Source organism: Flexivirga sp. (assembly GCF_035551235.1).
Taxonomy (GTDB): Bacteria; Actinomycetota; Actinomycetes; order Actinomycetales; family Dermatophilaceae; genus Flexivirga.
This window is the reverse complement of record NZ_DASZNO010000051.1, coordinates 165,608-188,730: the sequence shown is the minus strand read 5'-3', so window position 1 is coordinate 188,730 and position 23,123 is coordinate 165,608. Positions and strand designations below refer to the sequence as shown.

The 23,123-nt window shown below is 70.2% G+C and carries 17 protein-coding genes; 13 read left to right on the top strand and 4 right to left on the bottom strand.

Going from position 1 to position 23,123, the window contains the following annotated elements; all coding sequences use genetic code 11:
- Positions 1-12: 12 nt before the first annotated feature.
- The 5 genes from VG502_RS20665 (at position 13) to VG502_RS20645 (ending at position 6,041) form a co-directional block, all read left to right on the top strand.
- Positions 13-684 (top strand): HAD family hydrolase, encoded by a 672-nt coding sequence (locus VG502_RS20665; protein WP_325552152.1) that lies wholly within the window; start codon positions 13-15, stop codon positions 682-684.
- Positions 681-1,544: a phosphoribosyltransferase family protein gene (locus tag VG502_RS20660; protein WP_325552150.1), complete on the top strand. Its 864-nt coding sequence runs from the start codon at positions 681-683 to the stop codon at positions 1,542-1,544. Before VG502_RS20665 ends, VG502_RS20660 begins: the two co-directional genes overlap by 4 nt.
- Positions 1,541-2,371: a phosphoribosyltransferase family protein gene (locus tag VG502_RS20655; protein WP_325552149.1), complete on the top strand. Its 831-nt coding sequence runs from the start codon at positions 1,541-1,543 to the stop codon at positions 2,369-2,371. Before VG502_RS20660 ends, VG502_RS20655 begins: the two co-directional genes overlap by 4 nt.
- A gap of 292 nt (positions 2,372-2,663) precedes the next feature.
- Entirely contained in the window at positions 2,664-4,436 is a 1,773-nt protein-coding gene (locus VG502_RS20650) for an ABC transporter substrate-binding protein (RefSeq protein ID WP_325552148.1), read from the top strand.
- 183 nt (positions 4,437-4,619) lie between these two features.
- Entirely contained in the window at positions 4,620-6,041 is a 1,422-nt protein-coding gene (locus VG502_RS20645) for an amidase (RefSeq protein WP_325552146.1), read from the top strand.
- 32 nt (positions 6,042-6,073) lie between these two features.
- On the opposite strand, the gene VG502_RS20640 is transcribed toward VG502_RS20645, so the two are convergent.
- Complete coding sequence (locus VG502_RS20640) at positions 6,074-6,589, bottom strand: hypothetical protein (protein ID WP_325552145.1); 516 nt, start codon at positions 6,587-6,589, stop codon at positions 6,074-6,076.
- A gap of 234 nt (positions 6,590-6,823) precedes the next feature.
- On the opposite strand from VG502_RS20640, the gene VG502_RS20635 reads away from it, so the two are divergent.
- Positions 6,824-7,969, top strand: coding sequence for a sensor histidine kinase (locus VG502_RS20635; RefSeq protein WP_325552143.1), 1,146 nt, complete (start codon positions 6,824-6,826; stop codon positions 7,967-7,969).
- Positions 7,966-8,661: a response regulator transcription factor gene (locus VG502_RS20630; RefSeq protein ID WP_325552141.1), complete on the top strand. Its 696-nt coding sequence runs from the start codon at positions 7,966-7,968 to the stop codon at positions 8,659-8,661. Before VG502_RS20635 ends, VG502_RS20630 begins: the two co-directional genes overlap by 4 nt.
- Here the strand turns inward: VG502_RS20630 and VG502_RS20625 are convergent.
- Positions 8,543-9,088 (bottom strand): NUDIX hydrolase, encoded by a 546-nt coding sequence (locus VG502_RS20625; RefSeq protein WP_325552140.1) that lies wholly within the window; start codon positions 9,086-9,088, stop codon positions 8,543-8,545. The two genes, VG502_RS20630 and VG502_RS20625, sit on opposite strands and share 119 nt — an antisense overlap.
- A 186-nt stretch (positions 9,089-9,274) precedes the next feature.
- On the opposite strand from VG502_RS20625, the gene VG502_RS20620 reads away from it, so the two are divergent.
- Entirely contained in the window at positions 9,275-10,891 is a 1,617-nt protein-coding gene (locus VG502_RS20620) for a DUF222 domain-containing protein (RefSeq protein ID WP_325552138.1), read from the top strand.
- A gap of 1 nt (position 10,892) precedes the next feature.
- Here VG502_RS20620 and VG502_RS20615 read toward each other — a convergent pair whose 3' ends face one another.
- Positions 10,893-12,428 (bottom strand): amidohydrolase, encoded by a 1,536-nt coding sequence (locus VG502_RS20615; protein WP_325552137.1) that lies wholly within the window; start codon positions 12,426-12,428, stop codon positions 10,893-10,895.
- A gap of 156 nt (positions 12,429-12,584) precedes the next feature.
- On the opposite strand from VG502_RS20615, the gene VG502_RS20610 reads away from it, so the two are divergent.
- From VG502_RS20610 to VG502_RS20590, 5 genes are all read left to right on the top strand, one after another.
- Complete coding sequence (locus VG502_RS20610; protein ID WP_325552136.1) at positions 12,585-15,332, top strand: sunset domain-containing protein; 2,748 nt, start codon at positions 12,585-12,587, stop codon at positions 15,330-15,332.
- Positions 15,333-15,408: 76 nt separating this feature from the next.
- Entirely contained in the window at positions 15,409-16,221 is an 813-nt protein-coding gene (locus VG502_RS20605; protein ID WP_325552135.1) for a CPBP family intramembrane glutamic endopeptidase, read from the top strand.
- Positions 16,218-16,883, top strand: coding sequence for an ABC transporter ATP-binding protein (locus VG502_RS20600; protein WP_325552134.1), 666 nt, complete (start codon positions 16,218-16,220; stop codon positions 16,881-16,883). The genes VG502_RS20605 and VG502_RS20600 overlap by 4 nt, the downstream gene beginning before the upstream one ends.
- Positions 16,883-18,214, top strand: coding sequence for a hypothetical protein (locus VG502_RS20595; RefSeq protein WP_325552133.1), 1,332 nt, complete (start codon positions 16,883-16,885; stop codon positions 18,212-18,214). The genes VG502_RS20600 and VG502_RS20595 overlap by 1 nt, the downstream gene beginning before the upstream one ends.
- A 133-nt stretch (positions 18,215-18,347) precedes the next feature.
- Complete coding sequence (locus VG502_RS20590) at positions 18,348-19,298, top strand: hypothetical protein (RefSeq protein WP_325552132.1); 951 nt, start codon at positions 18,348-18,350, stop codon at positions 19,296-19,298.
- An 11-nt stretch (positions 19,299-19,309) separates the two neighbouring features.
- Here VG502_RS20590 and VG502_RS20585 read toward each other — a convergent pair whose 3' ends face one another.
- Complete coding sequence (locus VG502_RS20585; protein WP_325552131.1) at positions 19,310-23,122, bottom strand: adenylate/guanylate cyclase domain-containing protein; 3,813 nt, start codon at positions 23,120-23,122, stop codon at positions 19,310-19,312.
- Between the last annotated feature and the right edge of the window lies 1 nt (position 23,123).

The window sequence follows — 23,123 nt, the reverse complement described above, 5'->3', positions numbered from 1 at the left end:
GCTCCAACTGGTATGACACGGCAGACACGGCCGGGCGGGGTCAGCCTCGACATCTGGGGCACCCTGCTCGGCAGTGACCCGGCCTTCAAGCCGGCCCGCAACACCCTGCTGCGCGACGCGGTGGCGCCGGACGTTCCCGGCGACCGGTTCGACGCCGCGATGCGCCAGGCCGACCGCGACGTCGACGACGTCTGCGTGCGCGACGGGATCGACATCGGCTTCGGCGGCCGGATCGAGGCCACCCTTCTCGCGCTCGACCTGCCCGTCGACGGGGTCGCCGGCCGGCTGCCCGAGCTGTATGCCGCGCAGGAGGCGCTGGCCCTGGCGCATCCGCCGCGGCCGTTGCACGTGGAACTTCCGGCGGCGGTCTCCGCGCTCCCGTTGCCGGTCGTGCTGACCAGCAACACCGGCATGCTGCCCGGTGAGTTGATGCGAAAACTGTTGGCACTGGCCGGTTTCGGCGCGGTCCCCGGCGTCTTCTCCAACGAGCTCGGCGTCGCCAAGCCGCACCCACGGATGTTCGAGGCGGCGTGCGACCTGCTCGTCATACCCGCTGCGGACGTGTTGCATGTCGGTGACAACCCGGACGCCGACGTCGCCGGCGCACAAGCCGCCGGTATGACGGCGGTTCTGGTGCAACCGGACGGTGCGTCGACGCTCGCCGTCCTCGAGCAGCTGTCATGAGCGCACCCGTCACCCAGGTGGTGGCGCATCCGCTGACCGGCACCGCGGAGCGACCGGTCGACGCGAGGACCGGCGAACCGTTCGACACCCGGACCTACTCGCTGATGAAGCACGGCGACCGGCCCGCGATGCACCGGCTCGCCGACGAACTGGCGGACGTCCTCGTGGCAGAGCGTCCGTCGCTGTTGACCGACCCGCGGCCGGTCGTCCTGCCGGTCGCCTACCTGGTGGCGCCGCCGGCGTGCCGCTATCTCGCGGACCGCATCGCCGGTCGGCTCAACGCACTGCGCACCACCGCGCCCGCCGTCCGGGTGATGCACGTGCACAAGGACTCGGTCACCCACATCGACTACGCCGCGTCGTCCGCGCAGGATCGCCGAAACGACCTGGCAAGCATCGGTTTCCGGCTCACCGAGCCGGTGCGCGACGCGATCGCGATCGTCGTGGACGACGTGCGCGTGACCGGCCTTGCCGAGCAGGTGATGCTGGATTTGTTGCAGGACAACGGGATTGGGCAGATCGTCACGGCATACGTCGCGACCTGCGACGAGCAACTGGCCAGGGACCCGAGCGTCGAGTCGGCCCTCAACCACGCCGAGATCGGGTCGATCCACGACATGCTGCCCAGTGTGCGGCGCGGCGACTTCGTGCCGACGATTCGCTTCCTCAAGCGGCTGCTCGCCGACCCGGACGTGGCCGGATTCCTCGCTGCCTGTCCGACCGGCCTGGTGCAGCGTTTCCGCGCCGATGCCGAGGCCACCGGGGCGCAGTTCCTGGCCGGTTATCCAGCGGGAACCGCTGCACTCCTCGGCGAGTCCGACCTCCGGTCCCACACCACACCGGAAGAAGCGACGCCATGAGCAAGAAGCGGATCTGCCTGACCAAGCTGGCGTCCGAGCACGGACTGCCGGACGCGGCGCTGGTCGACGCCAGGAGCTATTCGCGGTTCAAGCACGGTGACGCCGCCGTCGCCCGCCGCTTCGCCGTGGCGCTGGCGGCGCTCGCTGCGCGGCGGCTCGACGAGCGGCCGGTGCTGGTCACCACCTCGGCGTTCGCGCAGGTGCCGCCCGCGGCATACAGCCTGCTCATCCCGTTCGTGCAGCACCTGCGGCTGCTGCGTCCCGACCTGCAGGTCGGCACCTTCCGGATCACCCGGCGCGGCGTCAGCAACGGCGACTATTCACGCATGACGCGCGAGGACCGGCGCGCGTCGATCGGCGCCGGCGACCTGACACCCGGCCGCGACGTGACCGGTGCCGTCGTGCTGGCGCTCGACGACATCCGGGTGACCGGAAACCACGAGCGCGCGATGGATCGCTGCCTCACCAAGGCCGGCGTCGCCGAGGTTCGTCACCTGTATGTCGTGGACGCGGCCGCATTCGCGGAGTGCCCGCAGATCGAGTCGGTGCTCAATGAAGCGGCCATGGGCGGTGCGGCGGAGTTGCTCGACATCGCCGCAGGCCGGCGGTTCGTGCCCAACGCCCGGCTGTGCCGACGGGTCCTTGCACTGCCGGTGGACGAGTTGCGCGACTTCGTGGAGCGTGCGGAGCCGACGCTGCTCGGATGGCTCTCGGCGGCCGTCGAGCACGACGGGCTCGCGCGTGTCCCGGCATACGAGGACCGGGTCCGCGTATGGGAAGCGGTGCGTGCGGAGCTCGATGAGGAAGCCGACACCGGCACCGCCTGAGTCGAGGGCGAACTGGACGGTCGTTAAACCCTTGCGCCCCCGCGCGCAAGCTCGGTGACGTCACGACTTGGCATCGAACCGGCAGCGCTCAGGAAACACTCCGAAAGCCCTCATTCAGCGGGGATATTTTTCGCAGAAGTTGGTTCACACCTCCTGATCGCGCGACTGACACCAGTCCAACGCGCCGAGGCGTGCTGCTGAACGGAATTCCCCGGGGGCACAGCAGTGCAGTGGAGTGATGAACCGGCTCTTCCTGGCAACCCCAGGACGTGACGAATGAAGGAGAATCACCATGCGCTGGACGAAATTGGTCGTGTTGGCGGCCGCGGGCGCCACTTCCGTGTCCCTGGCAGCCTGCGGCAGCGGCTCACCATCGGGCAACAGCAGTGGCAGCGGCGGCGGCAACAACTCCGCGGCGGCTGCTCAGACCCAGGCTGCCCAAGCGGCGACCAACCCGAACCTGAAGGGCCCGGCTCCCGCTGTTGCCGGCGCCAAGAAGGGCGGCACGCTCTACATCGACGACGGTTCGAACCCGCCGACGATGGATCCCTCGGGCATCTACTACATCGATTCGAACGCCTACGCGACGCAGTACCTGTACCGCACGCTCACGCAGTACAAGCTGGTCAACGGCAAGCCGGTGCTGGTGCCCGACATGGCGACCAACGTGGGCACGCCCTCGGCCGACGGCCTCACCTGGACCTTCAAGATCAAGCCGGGACTGAAGTACTCCAATGGTCAGCCGGTCAAGCTGGCGGACTTCGTCTATGCCATCAAGCGGTCGTTCGCGACCGAAAGCGTCGCCGCCAACGGCACCAACTATCAGATGCAATATCTGAAGGGCGGCAGCACCTACAAGGGACCGTTCAAGCAGCCGAAGGCGAGTTTCCCGGGCGTCACGACAAAGGGCACCGACACCCTGGTCTTTCACCTGACCAAGAAGCTCCCGTCGTTCAACTACTTCGCGTCCTTCCCCGAGTTCAGTCCGATCCCGCAGAGCGCGGACACCAAGGGCAACTACCAGAAGCACCCCGTGACGACCGGCCCCTACAAGGTGGCGAGCTACAACATCGGTCAGAAGATGGTGCTGACGCGCAACCCCAACTGGGACCCGAAGACGGACCCGGTGCGCAACGCCTACCCGAACCAGATCCAGATCAACTTCTCGATCGTCGACCTGCCGTCGCAGCAGCGGATCCTGGCCAACAGCGGCAACGGCACCAACACCATCAATATCGACGCGATCGACTCCTCGCTGACCAACAAGGTGACCGGTGCGCAGCGGAACCAGTTCGCGATCGGTTCCTCCTCGTGTGAGTACTTCGACGAGCTGGACTCGCGGAAGATCCCACTGAACATCCGCAAGGCGATCGGCTATGCCTGGCCGTACAACGAGATTCGCAAGGCGGCAGGTCTGTCCAAGCTGAACTACCAGCCGGCCACGACCTTCGCGGCGCCCAGCCTGCAGGGGTTCAAGAAGTATCCGCCGCTTCCGTATGCGACCGGGCAGGGCAACGGCAACCCGGCCAAGGCGAAGGCGATCCTGAAGAGCGCGGGCAAGCTCGGCTTCCAGCTCTCGTACTACTACCAGAGCGACAAGCCGACGAAGGTGGCCGCGAACAACGCCCTGAAGGCAGCGCTGAAGGCGGCGGGCTTCAAGGTCAAGGACATTCCGGTGTCCACGGCCGAGGTCGAGAAGAAGATCGCCGACCCGAGCGCCCCGGTCAACATGGGCCAGGGCACACCCGGCTGGTGCTACGACTGGCCGACCGGTGACTCGGTCTACCCGGTGCTGTTCAACGGCGCCGGCATACCCAACGGACTGTCCGTCGGGCAGTTCAAGAACGCCGCCGTCAACAAGCAGATGGCCGCCATCCAGCAGCTGTCGCCGGCTGCCGCGGCGCCGAAGTGGGCTGCCCTCGACAAGGAGCTGATGACGAAGTACCTGCCGTCGCTGCCCGACTACTACTCGATGAACACGGCAACCTTCGGGACCAACGTCAAGAACGTGGAGATGGACCCGTTGATCAGCATGCCGAACCTGTCGCAGCTGTGGGTGAAGTGAGGGCCTGACGAAGCGACACCCCACAAGGCGGGGTGGCCGGGAGCGGTGACGCTCCCGGCCACCCGTCGGGTCACCACTCTCTCCCTTGGTGATGGCCCCGTGCGGCTGTGGATCCGGTGAGCCAGCGCCGATCCGGGTCCGCAGCCGCGCCCGAAGCGACTGACCGGCTAGTAACTTGGTCGTGTGACCACACAGGACACCGACACCAGAGTCCACGCATTCACCGATGACGCGCTGGGGGACCTCGACGCCACCGGGGTGGCCGAGCGCATCCGCAGTCGCGAGATCAGCGCCGCGGAGGCGGTCGAGGCGGCCATCGAGCGCAGTCGACGGGTGGAGGAGTCGCTGCAGGCGCTCCAGCACCCCGACTTCGACCGTGCCCGCGAGCGCGCCCAGGACCCGGGGAGTGCCGAATTCGCCGGCGTACCAGCGGCATTCAAGGACAACATCAAGGTCGGCGGTATGCCGATGACGGAGGGCTCGCAGGCGCTGCCGCGCACTCCGCAGCGCAAGGACGGCCGGATCGCGGCACAGTTCCGGCAGACCGGCATCATCCCGATCGGCACCACGACGATGCCCGAGTTCGGGTGGACGGCGACCACCGAGACGCTCAGCCGGCAGACCCAGAACCCGTGGCACCTGGACTACTCCAGCGGTGGCAGCTCGGGCGGTTCCGCCGCCTGGGTCGCCTCCGGCGTCGTGCCGATCGCGCACGGCAACGACGGTGGCGGCTCGATCCGCATTCCGGCCGCGGTCTGCGGACTGGTCGGGCTGAAGCCGACGCGCGGCCGGCTGCGGTTGACCGACGGCGGAGAGGCGATGCCGGTCCGGATCGTCACCGACTCGGTGCTGGCCCGGTCGGTGCGCGACGTCGCGAACTTCTATCTCGCCGCCCAGCGGGTGCACCGCAATCGGCTGCTGCCCCCGATCGAGGGCGTCGACCGGCCGATCGACCGGCCGCTGCGTATCGGCCTGCTGCTGGACTCGCCGGTCGCGCCTCCCACGGACGCTGCCAGCCGGGCTTCGGTGGAGGCGCTCGGCCGCTTGCTGGAGACCCTCGGTCACCGGGTCGAGCCCTACACGCTGCCGGTGCCCGACTTCTTCAAGAGCGACTTCATCGACTACTGGCGCTTCCTGGCGCTGGCGGTGGAGAGTTCCGGCGCCCGGATGTTCGGTGCCGGTTTCGACCGCGACAAGCTCGAGCCGCTGACCCGTGGTCTCGCGGCACAGGGCAGGTCGCGCTTGTGGAAGGCACCGGTCTTCATCAGTCGGTTGCTGGCGTCGTCGGCGGCTTCTCGGATGGCATTCGCGAAGGGTCCGGATGTCGTGCTCAGCCCGGTGCTGGCACACGCCACGCCGAAGCTCGGCTACTTCTCCGCCGACCTGTCCGCGGAGGAGCACTTCCGCCGGCTGGTCGACTACACCGGATTCACGCCGCTGCACAACGCCACAGGCGGTCCGGCGATCTCGGTGCCGTCCGGCCGGACCGCTGAGGGCCTGCCGATCGGCGCGATGCTCTCCGCCAACCACGGCACCGAGTCGCTGCTGCTGCGGCTCGCGCTGCAGATCGAGCAGGCGCAGCCCTGGAAGCGGATCCAGGACTGACCCCTGGCGCCTGATCGACCGGCCGGTGACGCTCAGTCGACGGAGACGGCGCCGGTGAGCATGACGTCGCTGGTCTGCATCCGTGGTTCGACGCCGGACTCCGGGCCCTGGCAGACGCCCTTGATCCGGGCGCCGAAGATCGTGCGGGTGCCGCTGTAGGTGCCGTTGCCGGTGGCGCCGGCGTACGCCCCCGTCCCGTGATCGATGTGCCAGTCCCCGCTGAGTGTCACCACGGCGTGGCAGGCGGCGAGATTCAGGTCCATCGACTCGTTGTCGGAGGTGACATCGACGACCACGGTGCCGTCCCGGAAGGTGAAGACGGCTTGGCCGCCGTCGTCGCCGAAATTCTCGACATCGGTGCCGACACCGCTGATCGGTCCGTGCCCGATCACCTGGCTGACCTGGTCGGAAACACTTGAGTTGTAGTGCAATTGGAAGTTCTGTGCTCCTTCCGACGAGGCTGCGTGGGCGGCTCCGGCGGCGCCGAAGGTCATCAGCAGCCCGGCGAGCGTCGTCGCGGTCACCGTGGTGCGGGTCAGTGTGCGCATGGTCTCTTCCCTCTTCCCTGAAGCCGAGCGGGCCCGTTCGTGGACGGCTCGGAGCCGGGCGATTCGCCGGCTGTCACCACGCTGGCCCGGCATACCGATCGGCGCGTCCGCCCGTGGTCGGAAAAGGCGGGCGCCGCGGTATGACGCCATACACCGAGGGCCTGCAACCGTGGGTGGAGGCGCATTCACCCTGAAGTGGACGCGCGGCGCGCGCAACGGCGTCACCATGGCGGAATGGATCGACCCGTCCGCCCCTCGCGCTTCGACCTGGCGCTCAGTGGGTTGCTCACGGTCGCCGCGGTCGCCGAGGTGCTCGCCACCCCCGCTCTCGCGCCGAGGGCGGCCGCGCTGGTGACTGAGGTGGCCATGGCGCTGGCGCTGGCCTTCCGTCGGGTTCGGCCGCTGCCGGTGGTCGTGGTGGTCGCGGTGGCGGGGACCCTCGAAACGCTTTCGGGCGTACCGCTGAACCAGGGCACGATGGTGCTCGTCGCGCCGGTCATCGCCGTCTTCACCGTGTGCACCTGGGCGTCGATGCGCACGGCACTGGTCGCGGCGGCGATCTTCCTGGTGGCGTTCGCCATACAGACCTGGTCGTTCGGCAACGGGATCGGAAACTGGCTGTTCGGAGCGGTATTCGTCATCGCGACGCTCATCGCCGGCTTCACCATCCAGGCCCGCACGCGCGAGGCGGAGCGACTGCGGGAGGCGGCGGTGCGGCACGAGACACAACTGGAGTTGCGCGCGCGGGACGCCGCCGACCGGGAGCGGGCGCGTATCGCCCGCGAGCTGCATGACGTGATCTCGCACTCGGTTTCGGTCATGGTCGTGCAGGCCGGTGCCGCCGAGCGCGTGAGTATGGCGAATCCGCCGGCGCAGGAGGCGATGCGCACGATCCAGCAGGTGGGGCGGCAGGCGCTCGGTGAGCTGTCCGGCCTGCTGGGGGTGCTGCGGGACGGCGATGAATCCATCGGCCTCGGGCCGCAGCCGGGACTGGACGCGCTGCCGGAACTCTTCGACCGGTCGGCTGCCGCGGGTGTGACGGTCGAGGCGTGTCTTGCGCCCGAACTCGCCCGACAGGTGCCGGCCGGACCGCAGCTGGCAAGCTTCCGGATCCTGCAGGAGGCGCTCACCAATGTGCGCAAGCACTCGGCGGCGACGTCGGCCCGGGTGGGCGTGCTGCTGGACGGCGGTGCCCTGCAGCTCACCGTCGAGGATGACGGCCCGGCGCGTGAGGAGGGGCCTGCGGCACCCGGTGGCGGGCTCGGCCTGCGGGGAGCGCGCGAGCGCGCCAAGGTGTATGGCGGCACGATCGACGCCGGTCACACGCCCGGCGGTGGGTTCAGCGTGCGGGCCGCCATACCGGTGGAGGAGCTGGAATGAACGAGCGGCTGCGCGTCGTCATCGCGGACGACCACGCGCTGGTGCGGGCCGGTTTCCGGATGATCCTGCAGAGCGAGCCGGGCCTCGAGGTCGTCGCCGAGGCGGAGGACGGCAGCGAGGCGGTGGCGGCGTGCGCGCAGCACGGCCCCGATGTCGTGTTGATGGATCTGCGGATGCCCGGGATGGACGGCGTGGCGGCGATCCGGACGCTGCACGATGCCGGTTCGCCGGTCAAGGTGCTGGCGCTGACGACCTTCGACACGGATCGCTATGTGTATGCCGCGCTGCGCGCCGGGGCCGCCGGTTTCCTGCTGAAGACCGCGCCGCCGGACCGGCTGGTCGATGCGGTGCGGCAGGTGGCGGCGGGCGACGCGCTGCTCGCGCCGAGCATCACGCGGCGGCTGATCGAGGACTTCACCCGCCGTCCTCCGCCCGGCGCCGAGCCGACCACCGGGGCGATCGCAACCCTGACCGCACGCGAGCGCGAGGTGCTGCGCGAAGTGGCGCACGGCCGGTCCAACGTGCAGATCGCACAGCTGCTCTTCGTGTCCGAGGGCACCGTCAAGACGCACCTCAACCGGATCCTTGCGAAGCTGGGCGCTCGTGACCGGGCGCAGGCGGTGATCGCGGCGTACGAAGCGGGGCTGGTGCGGCCGGGTGAGCAGCGGCCGGGTGATCGGTCGCCCGGCTGAGGTCGCCCGGCTGAGGCCGGGTGTTGCCGAGTGCGGTCAGCAGTGCGGCGCGCATGGCCGGGTGGGCGGGTGACGGCAGGGCGTCCAGCCGGAACCAGCCGATGTCCACGTGCTCCTCCGGCGCGTTGTTCAGCGGGGTGCCTTCCCAGCGGTGGACCAGCCAGGCGCTCACCAGCGCGGGCTCCTCCGCCGGTCCTGCGGTCAGCCGGTAGAGGTGCGACACCGCATCAGGGTCCATGTGTATGGCGAGCTCCTCGTGCAGCTCTCGCGCCAGCGCGCCGAGCTCCGACTCCCCCTCCTCGACGCAGCCGCCGGGCAGATCCCACACGTCCGGGTGCGCTCGCTTGGTGGGGCTGCGGTGCGCGAGAAGAACCCGACCGTCCTCAACGAGCGCGCCCAGCACGACGTCCGCGACTACCTCTTCCATCGCCGTAGTACAGCACCGGCCACCGACAAGCCATCGACAAGCAACCGACGTGTCACTGACAAGCCACCGACCCACGTCGCCGTGCGCCGACGCTGTGGACAGACCTCGTCGCAGAAAGGGGATGTGGATAACAAGGCCAACCGAAAGTGCTTGCAGCTCAATGCAATTCGCGATAGACTCGAACACATGAGCGACGTAGTGACAGACGACATCGAGGGTGCAGCGAGCGTCCTCGATGCGGCTGCGGTGCGTGCGTTCCACGACCGGCTCGACGGTCCGGTTGCCGGTGATGACGTGCTGGCCGAGTTGCGGGCGTGCGAGGAGCTGAAGAACGCTCTGGCCGCGCGGCAGGCGCGTCTCGCGGTGGCCGTGCACGAGAACCAGTCGGCGCGAGATGTGCCGCGCGGCATCTCCCCGGCCGACACCGCCCGAGAGGCCGGCTCACAGGTCGCACTCGCCCGGCGCTGCGCGCCGCATCTGGGATCCCGGTTGCTCGGTCTCGCGCACGCCGTGGTCGAGGAGATGCCCCACACAGGGGCGGCGCTGGCGGCCGGGGTGATCACCGAATGGGACGCCACCGTGTTGTGCCGGGAAACCGCATGTTTGGCGCGAGACGATCGCGCCGAGGTGGACACAGCAGTCGCCGAACTGTTTGGCACGGTCAGTCACCAACGGCTTGAGGCCGAGGCCAAGAACCATGCCTACCGGGTTGACCCGGCTGCCGTGACCGCGCGGCGAGCACGGGCCGAGACCGAACGCCGCGTCACCCTGCGGCCGGCGCCGGACTGCATGACCCGGTTCAGCGCACTGCTACCGGTCAAGGACGGCATCGCCTGCTTCGCGGCACTGTCCGCGTTCGCCGACGCCGCTGCAACCCCGGACCACCCGCGCGGGCACGTGATGGCCGACACCCTGGTCGGGCGTGTCACCGGACGCTTCCCCATGGGCGCGAAACAGCCCGTGGACGATGCGGATCCGTCCGCAGCCTCCGAACCAACTGTGAACAACGACGATCCGTCCGCTACTGCCGAACCGGCCGACGGACCTGGATCCCCCGAGGGGTCCGGATCGCCGAACGCGGCCGGCGCACCTGCATCGCCCGAGCGGTCGGGAGCGCCAACCGCAACCGCTTCACCGAACACAACGGGGCAGCCCGACCGAAGCGGACCCGAGTCGGCCGCTGCCGACAACCCACAACCCGCGCGGAGCCCCCGGAGCTGGAGCCCCCAAAGCTCACCGAAGCCACAGATCCGGATCAACCTGCTGATGCCGATCGACACCCTGACCGGTGACGTACCGGCCTACCTTCCCGGCTACGGCCCGATACCGGCCGACCTGGCGCGGGAGTGGTTGACCGACCCCGAGCTGGCGGTCCAGATCCGGCGCATCTTCGCCTTCCCCGACACCGGCGACCTGGTCGGCATGGACTCCCGAGCCCGCACCTACCCCGGACTGTTGGCCGAGTTCATCAGACTGCGCGACCAGACCTGCCGCACCCCCTACTGCACGGCACCGATCCGACATACCGACCACATCCGACCCCACGCCGAAGGCGGGCCAACCAGCGAACGCAACGGCGACGGCCTCTGCGAATGGTGCAACTACGCCAAAGAACACCCCGACCACCACGTCACCGGTCACGCCGGCGAAACCACCACCACCCTCGGCAGCCTCACAGCCACCAGTCGGCCACCCGCGCCACCAGGAATGCCACCACCCACCACGTCATACGTCGAACGCACCCTCATCGACGTGATGTGGGCGCATCACACAACGCCACCCGACCAGGATGGCGTCGCCTGAATCAGTCGCGCTGCCAGCGGGTTTCGCCACCGACGACGGTCTGCAGCACCTGCGTGTCACGGATGCGCAGGGGTTCGTCGGCCAGGATCTGCGGGTCGGTGATGTCGGTGTCGACGGCGATGAAGTCGGCGAGCATGCCGGGCGCCAGGGTGCCCTTGTGATCGGCAGTGCCGGTGAGCTTCGCCGGGCCGGTCGTGTATGCCGCGATCGCCTCGGCCACGGTGACGCGCTCGCCGGGCTGGAAGCCACCCTCGGGCGTGTTGTCGCCGCGCTGCCGGGTCACCGCGGCGTGTATGCCGTGGAACGGATTCGCCTCCTCCACCGGGGCATCGGAGCCGAACGCCAGATCCGCGCCGGAGTCCAGCACGGTGCGCCAGCCGTAGGCGACCAGGTCGTGGTCCGGCAGCAGCGTCCGCACCAGGTCGATGTCGCTGGTGCAGTGGGTGGGCTGCATCGACGCCGTGACGTCCCACTGCCGCAGCCGCGCGACATCACCGGGCTGCAGGAACTGCGTGTGCTCGATGCTCAGCGGCAACGTGGTGCCGGTGTCGCGGCGGATCCGCTCGTAAACGTCCAGCACGACATGGTTGGCCTGGTCGCCGATGGCGTGCGTCGCCACGGCGATGCCGGCACTGACGGCCGCGTGTGCGGCGTCATACAGGTGCTGGGGGGTCATGACCGCCATACCGAGGTTGGTGGTGTCGTCGGCGAAGCCGCGACTCATATGACACGTGCGCGAACCCAGGGCGCCGTCGCTGAAGAGCTTGACCGGGCCGGTTCGCAGCCAGTCGTCGCCGTCGCCCGTATGCCGTCCCTCGGCGATCGCCGTCTGCAGCGCCTCGATCGGGATGCCCTTGACGACCCGGATCGCGAGTTCGCCGGCGCGGTGGAGTTCGAGGTATGCCGCCCGTGCCTCCTCGCCGTTGAGGTCGGTCACGGTGGTCAGTCCCACCGACAGCAGGAGCGTCTGCGCCGCGAGCAGCATCTCGGCCAGGTTGCCCGCGTCGGGGCCGGCCGCGATCTCGCCGATCGGGTCCTGCGCCGACTCGCGCAGGATGCCGGTCGGGTTGCCGTGCTGGTCGCGCACCGCCATACCGCCGGGCGGGTCCGGCCACTGCGCGTCGATGCCGGCCTGCCGCAGGGCGGCGGAGTTGGCCCACATAGTGTGGCCGTCGATGCTGGACAGCGCGATCGGGTGGTCACCGCTGACACCGTCGAGATCCGCGGCGGTCGGCTGCACCGGTTTCTCCCACTTGTTGCTGTCCCAGCGACCGCCGAAGATCCAGCTGCCCGCGGGCAGCAACTCGGCGTGCTCGCGCACCCGCTCGAGCGCCTCCTGCAGGGAGCGTGCATCGCGCAGGTCGACCGCCACGAGTGATCGGGCGATACCCGCGGTGTGGATGTGGGCGTCGTGCATGCCCGGTAATACGAGTTTTCCGGGCAACTCGATGATTTCGTTCGGAGCGTATGCCGCGCTGAGCTCGGCACCGTCGCCGATCGCCGCGATTCGGCCGTTTTCGACCAGAATTCCGGTCACGAGCGGCTGGTTTGCGTCGCCGGTGAAGATACGCGAGTGACGGAAGAGTATTGACACGGCGGCCAGCTTAGGGAGGGATAGAAGAGGAATGGTGATCGGTGCCCGTGTCCGGGCGCCGACATCCGTCGACGTTCTCCATGAAAGGAGTCGGTCAAAATGGTGTGGGTATGGATCATTGTCGCGATCATCATCATCGCGCTGATCATTTGGTTCTTGATGCGAGCCAGGGCCTCGAAGGGTGCCTCAGCGGAGCGGCAAGGACAGGGCGGACGCCACGCGTCTGCCGAGGGCCGATCGGACACCGGAAGCACCGGGTCCGGAGCGTCCGACACGGGAGCCGCGGGCGCCCGGTCGAGCACGAAGGGTGCGGCTGCAGCAGGTGCCGCGGGTGTGGCCGGAGTTGGTGCTGCAGGTGTAGCAGCTGCGAAGGGTCACGATCGTTCCGACGATTCGGCCGACACCGGGGCGGCCGCCACGGATGGAACCTCGCAGGGTCGTGAGCCCGGCACCGCCGGCGCCGGCGCCGGCGGCACTTCCAGCGCTGCCGACGTGGACGGGACCGACGCTTCGAACGGCAGCGTTGCTCACACCACGACCAACTACGGGTCGGCCGCCGACCCCAACCCGCAATCGGCGTCCGCTCTGCCCACCGACGAACCGGCCGGCCGTGGTGCCGAGGCCGGCGCCGGCGGCGACGCAACCGGTCCCGACGCGCCGACGAGCGCGATTCCGGTGGTCTCACAGGACGAGCGCGGTCAGCAGGGTACGGCGCTGCCCGCCGACGGAGCCGGCGAGTTCAACGACGTGCACGACGCCGTCGACACGGCGCACTCGCCCACCGGCGAAACCGCTGCGGGCACTGACGACCGGATCGCCGGCGAGAACGACGACGCGACGCCGCGGCACGCTGACACACCGGCGCAGACTCCGGCTGAGGCGACCAGGCACAGCGACAACGAGATCCAGGGCACCCAGGTCCAGCACCCGACGGCCGGCACCATCAGCCCGGAGGGCTCCGCCGGCACGACCGGTGCTGACACGACCGGAACTGGCGTGGCCGACACGGCAGGCGCGGGCACGGCTGGTGCGGGCGCGGCTGGTGCGGGCGCGGCTGGTGCGGGCACGACCGGAGCCGGCACCGACACAGCCGGCACGGCCGTCGGTGACGATGCCGGTGAGGGTGCCGGGCACGTCTGGAGCGACGGCCACGACCCGGAGCGCGCCACCGGCAACCTCGACGGCAGCGCCGGCGACGCCGGCTCCACTGCCACCGGCTCAACCGCGACCGACTCGACTGTCACCGGCTCGACGGACACCGGCTCGACGGACACCGGCTCGACGGACACCGATTCGTCGGCAGCCGATTCGTCGGTGACCGACTCCACCGCCACCTCGAGCAGTGACGACTCGTCCGGCGGGCACGGGGCCGGATATGCCGCAGCCGCCGGCGGCGCTGCTGTAGTCGGTGGTGGCGCTGCAGCAGTTGCCGCGTCGCACCACGATGACGACAAGGCGACCGGCAGCGACGCCGCGTCGACCGCCGACGACGACAAGTTGCCGCTCGGCGACAGTCAGGCCGGGTCCGCGGATTCGACTGCGGGCCAGGCGGATTCGCTGTCGCAGACGACGTCGGACAAGGCCGGCACCGGCGACGCCCAGACCGTGGGCGGCGCGACCGGGACCGGCGCAGCACCGCTGGCCGGTGGTACGCCGGGCACATCGGCCGCTGCGCCGGTGGCCGGTTCCTCGGAGACCGCACCCGCGGGCACCGAGGCCGCGGCCGGCGATGCGCCGCAGTCGGCGAGCGCTGGTCAGAGCGTCGGGTACTCCGTCGACCAGGCATCCGGCGGGACGGCCGACACCGCCTCGGCCTCGGGCAAGGACCCGATGGCCGAGCGCTTCGGTGACGGTGCCGCGTCGGCGAGGCCGGACGGCTCCGCACCGGCCGGATACCCGATCAAGGGCAACGCCGACTCGATGCTCTTCCACACCGAGGACAGCCCGCGGTATGCCGCGACGCAGCCCGAGGTCTGGTTCCGTGACGAGGCGGCGGCGACCGCCGCCGGTTTCGCCCACTGGGACCGCGAGAAGCGCGGTAAGGCACCGTCCGGGTCACCGGCGTCCGGCTCCGGTGCCGGCACGGGCTCTGCTTCGGGCGCCGGCGCAGGAACCGGCGCTGGCGCTGGAAGCGGAGGCGGCGCTGGCGCTGGTGCTGGTGCGGCGGGAGCTTCCGCAGCAGCGGCAGCCACCCCGACCGGGACCACGAGCGGCTCCGACACAGCCGCTGGCGGAGCGCCGAGCGATTCGGGTTCGACCGGAGCAGCTCCCACGGGGTCGGCTCCGAGCGGATCTGCCTCTTCCGGGTCGACAGCGGCCTCCGGTGGTTCGTCATACACCGTGGGCACGAGTCACACCGGCCCTGCGGTCACGGGACTGACCGGGACCTCGACGACGGGTCATTCGGCCGACACTGCCGCGTCGGAAAGCGGCACCACGTCGACGAGCGGCACTGCGTCGGGCACCACTGCGTCCGGCGCCGCACCGCTGGCGGGTGGCACCACCACGTCGAGCGACGCGGCACCGGCGGCGGGCAGCACCGGTTCGCCAGTGGCCGGCACCGGCTCGGCAGCGGGCAGCACCGGCTCGGCGGGCGCCACGGCCGCACCGGCGCACGATGCCGAACGCGACCCGATGCAGGAGCAGTTCGGTGCGGGCGCGGCATCGCCCCGCGAAGACGGGAGCGCACCGTCCGAGCGCCACCGGATCAAGGGCAACGCCGACTCGATGCTCTTCCACACCGAGGACAGCCCGCACTACGAGCGGACCGACGCCGAGGTGTGGTTCACCGACGAAGAGGCGGCGAAGGCGGCCGGTTTCAAGCACTGGGACCACCGCAAGCGCTGATCTGGCCTCATCGGCAAGACCCGAGCCTGGGCGACGCACCCTGCGTCGACCCAGGCTCGGGTGGTTATATGGCCCGGTGACGGCCCTGACGCGCGACCTCCGCACGCTGTGGCGCGGGCCGCTCACGGTGCCCGACAGCAGACTCGCGCCGCGCACCCTGGTCACCGAGACCGGCCTGGTCCTGCTGCTCAGCCTCGGCGCCTCGGCGATCTACTCGATCCTGTCGATCATCCGGGACCTGCAGTCGAACGTCGCGCTCAATCAGCAGACCTCGTCACTGAACAACTCGCAGGCCACCCAGTCGTGGCTGGACCTGACCTACCAACTGGTCGGCATCGCGCTCGGCGTCGTGCCGGCGCTGCTCGCCATACACCTGCTCGGGCGTGAGATGCGCCGCTCCACCACCTACCTCGGCATCGATCGGGCGCGCCCCGGCCGCGACCTCCTGTGGGGCCTCGGCCTGTCGGCGCTGATCGGCATACCCGGCCTCGTGCTGTATGTCGTGGCGCGCGACCTCGGCTTCAACACGACCGTGATCGCCGCCGACCTCGGCAGCCACTGGTGGGTCGCACCGATCCTGTTGCTCTCGGCCGCCCAGAACGCGATCGTCGAAGAGGTGGTCATGGTCGGTTACCTCTTCACCCGGTGGAGTCAGGCCGGCTGGCCGTTGCCGGTGGTCATCGTCTGCTCGGCGCTGATCCGCGGCAGCTACCACCTCTACCAAGGCTTCGGCGGTTTCGCCGGGAACATCGTGATGGGGCTGATCCTCGGCACCGTCTATCTACGCACCAGGAGAGTTCTTCCGTTGATCATCACCCACGCGATCCTGGATTCGGTGGCCTTCGTGGGCTACGCGCTCCTGCACAACCACGTGGGGTGGCTGTCATGAGCGAGCGGACAGTGCTGGCACCGAAGTTCGAGCGGATCAAGGTCGACAAGGTCACCTGCGTGCAGGGTGAGGTCACCATGCTGCCGCCGACCTCGATGACCGTGAAGGCCGGCGAGAACATCGCCATCCTCGGTCCGAACGGCGCCGGCAAGACCACCTTCCTGCGCGTGCTCACCGGCAACCTGGCGCCCACCAGCGGCAGCGTCGTCATGGACGGCCAACCGATCGACGAGCGCGATCAGGCGACCCGCCGGGTGATCGCGCCGCTGATCGGCCCGGTCGCCGGCTACCGCGACCTGACCGTCGCCGATCACCTGATCCTGATCGACCAGACCTGGGGCGGCGATCGTGACGGCGCCGGCGAGCGCATCGCGGCGATCCTGAACCGGCTCGACATACTCCGCTTCGGCAACCGCTTCCTGGCCGAACTCTCCTCGGGCCAAAGGCAACTCGTCGAGCTCGCGATGGTGCTGCTGCGCCCCTCCGCGCTGCTGGTGCTCGACGAGCCGGAGCAACGTCTCGACGAGGACCGCCGGGCGCTGCTCGGTGAGGTGCTGCGCGAGCGGGTCGCCGACGGCGGATCGGTGGTGTGGGTCTGTCACGACAGGGAGCTCGCCAAGTCGACCGCGACCCGGACCGTCAGCTTCCCGAAGGGCGCCTGATGGCTCGCGGCGGCACCCCGGAGGAGCGTGAACGCCTCTCGGACGCCTACGAATTGCGCTACCGCGGCGACGGCGGTCCGCTGTCGTCCGCGCTCTTCGGCGCCTATCTGGCGGCACTCGTCGGCACCGTCTACGGGTCGGTCCTTGCGCACTACGTCTTCGAGGAGTGGCCGCAGATCACCCGCTGGGTCGAACGGCAACCGTTCGCGGCCACCGGCATCGCCGTCGTGGCCGTCCTGCTCATCGCCGCCATCGCGTTCAAGGTCGGCGGTGCTCGCGGGCCGGTGCTGCCGGAGCCGGGCCACATCGAGTTCGTCGTCGCCACCGACCTGCCGCGTCGGGTGACGCTGCGCGACTCGTGGTGGGGCAGCCAGCTCATGGTGATCACCTCGTGCCTGTGCCTCGGTGCCGCACTCCCGATCGGCTTCACGATGGCGGGCGGTTCACCGGTGGCGCTCGCGGTCGGTGTCGTGCTCGGCCTGCTCGGCGGCATCCTGATCGTCCAGGCCTGGCTGCGTGGCCAGGTGCGTGGGCACGCACCGCTGACGGGTATGGCGAGCTGGCCGCTGGTCGAGGCACTGCCGGGACACAAGCTGCTGACCCAGTCGCTGCTCTCCGAGGCGGTCACGTCGTCGCTGGTCGTGTCCGACACACGGCGGGCACGGGCCCAGGCGTTCTCGCTGAAACTGCGGCACAAGCCGGAGCGGATCCGGGTCGCCGGCCAGCACCTGACGGTCGTCCTCGCCGACGTGACCGGCCTGCTGCGGACCGGCTGGTCCTCGCTCGGCTGGGTGCTGCTCGAGGTGGTGGCCGTGGCGCTGGCCGGCCTTCACGCCATCCAGCACGCGAACTCCCCGCTGCTGCTGCCGATCCTGGTGCTGCTCACGCACATCGGCGCGACCGGCCTGACCCGCGGGCTGCAGGGACAGGCCGCGGCGGCGGGTGATCAGTCGCTGCTCGGCCTGACCTGGATCCACGAATCGGTGCTGCACCTGGCGCCGCTGGTCGTGGTGCAGGTCGTCGTCGCGACCGTCGTCGGTCTGGCCACCGGGTCCGGTGGCTCCGCTGCGGCATACGCCGTCGCGATCGCCGCACTCGTCGCGGGCGGGCAACTGCTCTACGCGCACAAGGGCCCCGCGCCGGGCGCGCTCATGTCCGGTCCCGGACGCGGCGCCGGCGTGCTCTGGTCGATGCACCCGGGCATCGTGGTGCTGGCCGGTGGCTTCGCCGCCACGCTCACCACGAACTTCGCACTGATCGCCGGAGCAGCCGTGCTGGCGATCGGATATGCCCGTAGCTCAGCGGCTTTCGCGCCCGCCCGGGTCGGCTGAGTCCACACCGCGCCGCGGAGCGGGAGGATCGGCCGCAGGGGTGAGGGCGCGAAACCTCCGTGAGTTCACGGATCTTTTTCCGACGGCGGACTAGGACGCTGGAAGGCATGCTTGTCCGATCCCTAGGAGCCGCATGATGTTCCAGCACTTCCCGAGTCGCGCTCTACGGGCGCGTCTCGTCCTCGCCATACTCTCGGCGCTCGCGCTCATCGGCGCCCTGCTCGCGGCGCCGTCCCCCGCCTCCGCCGCCCCGACCCCGACCGCCACACTCAGCGTGAGCGCCTCGACCGACCCGGCGCTCCTCGCTGCGTTGAACGGGGCACCGGGCGCGTCCATCCCGACCGTCCTCACCGCAGCGAATGTGCGGTTCGAGGCCACGGTGTCGCTCTCGGCCGCGCAGAACAAGGACACGATCGTCGCGCTCTCGCCGCAGAGCGGTGTCGGCCGGCTGAGCACCACCCAGGTCGTCATCCCCGCCAACGCCACCAGCGTCACCGTGGACGAGACCTACGACACTGCGACGCCGGCACTGCAGCTCCACGCCGACGCCACCAACAACAACAAGATCGCAAGTGGCAATTCGGCCGCCTTCCGGGTCGAGTCCTCGCTCAGTGTCCTCACCGGCGGAAGCTCCGCTCTCACGGCCGGGGCCGACGGCGCCGGGTGCACCACGGTCAGCGCGGCCGACCCGATCTGCGGCATCGTCAACCTCCCGAACGGCACCACCACCAACGCCGTGATGACCATCGGGCCGTGCATCACCGGGACAGCGGACTGCCACACCGGAAACACGGTGACTCAGTTCATCGCCGGCCTGACCGGTCTCTACACCCGCGACAACCCGGCGAGTATGACGCTCGTCTGCGACAAGTCGCTGTGCGGGAAGGGCGGCGTGCCGCACTACACCGCGCTGTGGGCGCAGTCGGCGACGGACACGCTGACGAGCGCACCGGCCTGCCCGAGCAAGGGCGTCATCGGTGCCGATCAGGACTTCTGCACCGACTACGTCGCGAGCACCCGCGACAACGCCGGCGATCTGCTCCTCGTCGTGCTCTTCGTCAAGGACGTGCGCGGGACGATCTGAGCAGCAACCGATCAGGTGGGCGCCGATGCGCCGGGTCCTGTCGGGGGCGACACCCCGAGGGTGGACAGGGCCCGGTGGGACGCATCGCGCAGGTCGGTGTCCTGCGTCGCGTCGGCCAGCGCAAGCCGCAGCAGCGCGGGTTCGAAACCACCGAAATCCCCTGTGGCCTGGTCCAATCCGGCAAGTGCCGCAGCGGCAGCTTCATCCCGCAGGCCCTGTGCCACCAGTGCGTGCGCGCGGATCCGGTGCAGCCTGGCGAGCGTGTCGGCGGCGCGAGCCCGCGCCGCGCTGAGCGCATCGTCCACCAGAGCCAGCGCCTCGGCGGGGCGTCCCGTCTCCAGCAGGGCCTCGGCCCGGGCTGCGTCCAGCAGGATGACCTCGGTGGTCAGGTGCAGGCCGTCGAGCACGGTCCGCGCCTCGTCGAAGAGACGCCACGCCTCCGACCGGTCACCGACCCCGGCGCGGGCGCGCGCCTGCTCCCGGTAGGTCAGCCCGATCAGCTCCTCGTCGTCGACCCCGAGCGCGAGTCGCAGCGCCGCGTCCAGGACGGGCAGCGCGTCCGCGTGACGGTGTTGGGTGACGAGCACGTCTGCGCGGTTGTAGAGGGCGGTCGCCTCATTGGCGTCGTCGCCAAGGCGGCGGAAACTGCCTGCCACCCGGGCGAATCCGTCGACGGCTTCGTCCCAGCGTCCGTTGTTGTAGGCGTCGATCGCGAGATTGTTGACCGTGAGGGCCTGCCCACTCAGGTCGTCCAGTTGCTCGTAGAGCGCGAGCGCGAGCTGGCCGTAGGGCCGGTCCTCCGGGACGGTCGAGGCGCCATACGCCAGATGGAGGGCGTTGTAGGCGTGCGCGATCACGGTCCGGTCCCCGGACTCCTCCGCCCATTGGACGCCGAGCCGTCCCCACCGCAGCGCGTCGGTCGCCCGCCGCTGCAGGTGCCGGCAGAAGCCGTAACGGGTGGCCAGCGTCGCGCGGACCGCCGCGGCGGCCGGCCCGTCGACTCCTTCGAGCAGTCTCAGGGCGCGCGTCAGCTGCGCCAGCGCCGGCTGATATCGCCCCAGCCGCAAGGTGATTCGCGCTTCCTTGTAGAGCACCTCGGCGGTCGCGACCACGTCCGTGCGCAGGTCCCGGCGGGCGCGACGGAACGCGGTCAGCGCGCCGGCCGAGTCGCCGGCCATGTCGAGACTTTCGCCGAGGGAGACGTATGCCGCGGAGCGCGCCGCCGGGGTCGTCCCTGGCCGGTTCGCGCCCGCGTCGAGTGCCCGCGCATAGAAGGCGGCCGCCTGACCGTAGGCGTATTTCGCCCGTGCCTCGTCACCGGCCCGCAATGAGTAGGACCACGCCTTGTCCGCCAGGCCGGCGGCGTGGAAGTGCATGCTCAGCAGCGCCGGCGTGGCGGTGGTCCGATCGGGAGACTGCTCGAGCGCGACCGCCACCTGCTCGTGCGCCTCGCGACGCAGCCGGAACGGCAGCCCGGCATACGCGACGTCCCGCACCATCGCGTGCCGGAACTCCACCATGCCGGACTCGACCGGGCGGACGAATTCGGCCAGCCGGAGCGGCAATTCGGCTGCGCTGGTCAGGCCGGGGCGCAACTGTGCCACCAGCGCCGGGTCGAAGCGCGAGCCCACGACCGCGGCGATCCGCAGCAGCGTCCGGTTCGCCGGCGTGAGCCGGTCGATGTCGGCGATCAGGACGGCCTCGACCGAGTCCGGCAACTCCTCGTCGCTCCCTGCCGGGGCGTCGGTCATCGAACCCAGCGAGGTGAGGAAGAGCGGGTTGCCGTCGGCGCGCTCCGCCATCGCCTCCAGCAGGCGCCGGCTCGGGCGGCGGGCGGCGGACACCGACTCCAGCAACTCGAGCGCGGCCTCCGGTGAGACCGCCGCCAGCGTGACGCGCAGATCGGTCGGCGCCGACAGGACCGGCTCGTAGCCGATCGGGACGTGCCGCCGGGTGATCATGAGGCACCACGACTGCCGGTGGCTCTCCGCGGCCAACCGGTGCAGCAGCGCACTCGAGGCCTCGTCCATCAGGTGGGTGTCCTCGAAGAGCAGCAGCGTCGGGTCGGTCAGCAGGGCGGCGAGCAGCGCGACCGTCACCTCCTCGATGCGGCCGCGCCGGAACTTCGGATCCAGCTCCTGCACCTCGCGCGTCGGCCGCAGGTCCAGGTCGAGGGGTATGCCGAGCAGCGGCAACCACGGCAGCAGCTCCGGCGCTTTCTGCTGGACCCGCCCGGCGAGGCGGAGCGCGATCGCCTCGGCTGTGTCGTGCGGCTGGATGCCGAGCACCGAGCGCAGCAGGCTGCGCACCGCGATGTAGGGCATGCCGGTGTCGTAGCTGCTGACGGTCGTGACGTGGGTCGTCATACCCTCCGGCACGGGCAGTTCGGCGACCAGCCGCGACTTGCCGATGCCCGGTTCGCCGACCACGTCGACGACCGACCCGCACTGCTGCATCGCGGCGGCGAGTGCCCCACTCAGCGTTGCCAATTCGTCCGCCCGGCCGACGAACGGTGTTTCCACCCGGCCGAGGTGCCGGTCCAGCACGCTGTGCACGACGACCGCGTGGATCGGGTCGCGCTTGCCCTTCACGGTGAACGGCGCCAGGGCCGTGGAGACGAGCTCCGCATCACAGGCGGCAGCGGCCGCCTCGGTGGCCACGACCTGACCCGGCTCGGCGTGCCCGAGCAGCCGCGCCGCGAGGTTCACGGCATCACCCTTGATCGAGTACGTCCGGCGTATGGCGGGACCGAAGTCCCCGGCGAAGACGTGCCCGGTGTTGACGCCGACCCGTACCCCGAGCGCTCCGTCGTGTGCGGCGATCCGGGTGGCGGTGCGCAGCATCCGCTCGACGTGGTGGCCGGTGCTGTGCGGTGCCCCGGAGGTCAGCATGATCTTGCCGCCGTCCGCGGCGATGTCGGATTCGAAGAACGTCACGCCGTGCTCGAGGCAGGACCGTTGCACCCTCGCCACGATCTGATGGACGGCCTCCGCGGCAGCTTCCGGATCGCTGTCGCGCAGCAGCTGATCGGAGCCGAGGAACTGGACGAAACCCACTGCTATCGAACGGTGTTCGGGGTGCATGGCCTCTTCCTGCAGGTGCGCCCGAATGGGCGGTGGCAGGGTGTCCGCGATCGCAGCGCTCGGACCGGCGCGCACGTCGGGTGGCGTGCCCGGCACCTGTGGGCACGACCGCAGCAACCAGGCGGCGGAGTCCCCGACCGGCACGGCCTCACCCAGCGCGGTCGCCGGCAACAGTGCGGCCGCCTCGGTGCTGAGCAGGATCTGGCCGGCGCCGCAGGCCTGCTCCACGGCCGCCAGGTGGCTGGTCTCCGGTCCGGCGACCAGGAGCTCGCGGTGACTGCCCGGATCGCCCACGAAGAACACGTCGAAACCGCCGCTGTGCACGCCGATCGACATACGCAACGACGCCGGCACCGGAAGCCCGCGACCGCGGACGAGCCCGCGCAACTCGGCGCGCATCCGGTGCGCGGCGTGCGCGGCCCAGCGCGCGTGACCCTCGCCCCGGAAGAGCAGCAGCACCGCGTCCCCGCCCCACTTGAGCAGATCGGCGCCGTCCCGGAACGCCGGGGCGAGCAGGGTGCCGAAGGTGAGATCGAGCGTGTCGCTCATCAGCTCGGCGCCGACCCTGCCCCGGCGAGCGAGTCGCTCGGTCAGCGCGGTGAAGCCGGAGATGTCGGCGAAGACCATCGTGCAGTCCAACCGGCGGTGCCGCAGGTCCGGGTGATCGGTGAGCCACTCGGCCGCCAGCCGGGACGCGAACGGCTGCAGAGCCGTTGCGGGCCGGTCGGATTCGCAGGACACA

What these genes read in the sequence shown, in the direction of transcription:
- VG502_RS20665 (WP_325552152.1), top strand. Translation starts at nt 13, where the DNA reads ATGACACGGCAGACACGGCCGGGCGGGGTCAGCCTCGACATCTGGGGC.
- VG502_RS20660 (WP_325552150.1), top strand. Translation starts at nt 681, where the DNA reads ATGAGCGCACCCGTCACCCAGGTGGTGGCGCATCCGCTGACCGGCACC.
- VG502_RS20655 (WP_325552149.1), top strand. Translation starts at nt 1,541, where the DNA reads ATGAGCAAGAAGCGGATCTGCCTGACCAAGCTGGCGTCCGAGCACGGA.
- VG502_RS20650 (WP_325552148.1), top strand. Translation starts at nt 2,664, where the DNA reads ATGCGCTGGACGAAATTGGTCGTGTTGGCGGCCGCGGGCGCCACTTCC.
- VG502_RS20640 (WP_325552145.1), bottom strand. Translation starts at nt 6,589, where the DNA reads ATGCGCACACTGACCCGCACCACGGTGACCGCGACGACGCTCGCCGGG.
- VG502_RS20635 (WP_325552143.1), top strand. Translation starts at nt 6,824, where the DNA reads ATGGATCGACCCGTCCGCCCCTCGCGCTTCGACCTGGCGCTCAGTGGG.
- VG502_RS20630 (WP_325552141.1), top strand. Translation starts at nt 7,966, where the DNA reads ATGAACGAGCGGCTGCGCGTCGTCATCGCGGACGACCACGCGCTGGTG.
- VG502_RS20625 (WP_325552140.1), bottom strand. Translation starts at nt 9,088, where the DNA reads ATGGAAGAGGTAGTCGCGGACGTCGTGCTGGGCGCGCTCGTTGAGGAC.
- VG502_RS20620 (WP_325552138.1), top strand. Translation starts at nt 9,275, where the DNA reads ATGAGCGACGTAGTGACAGACGACATCGAGGGTGCAGCGAGCGTCCTC.
- VG502_RS20610 (WP_325552136.1), top strand. Translation starts at nt 12,585, where the DNA reads ATGGTGTGGGTATGGATCATTGTCGCGATCATCATCATCGCGCTGATC.
- VG502_RS20600 (WP_325552134.1), top strand. Translation starts at nt 16,218, where the DNA reads ATGAGCGAGCGGACAGTGCTGGCACCGAAGTTCGAGCGGATCAAGGTC.
- VG502_RS20595 (WP_325552133.1), top strand. Translation starts at nt 16,883, where the DNA reads ATGGCTCGCGGCGGCACCCCGGAGGAGCGTGAACGCCTCTCGGACGCC.
- VG502_RS20590 (WP_325552132.1), top strand. Translation starts at nt 18,348, where the DNA reads ATGATGTTCCAGCACTTCCCGAGTCGCGCTCTACGGGCGCGTCTCGTC.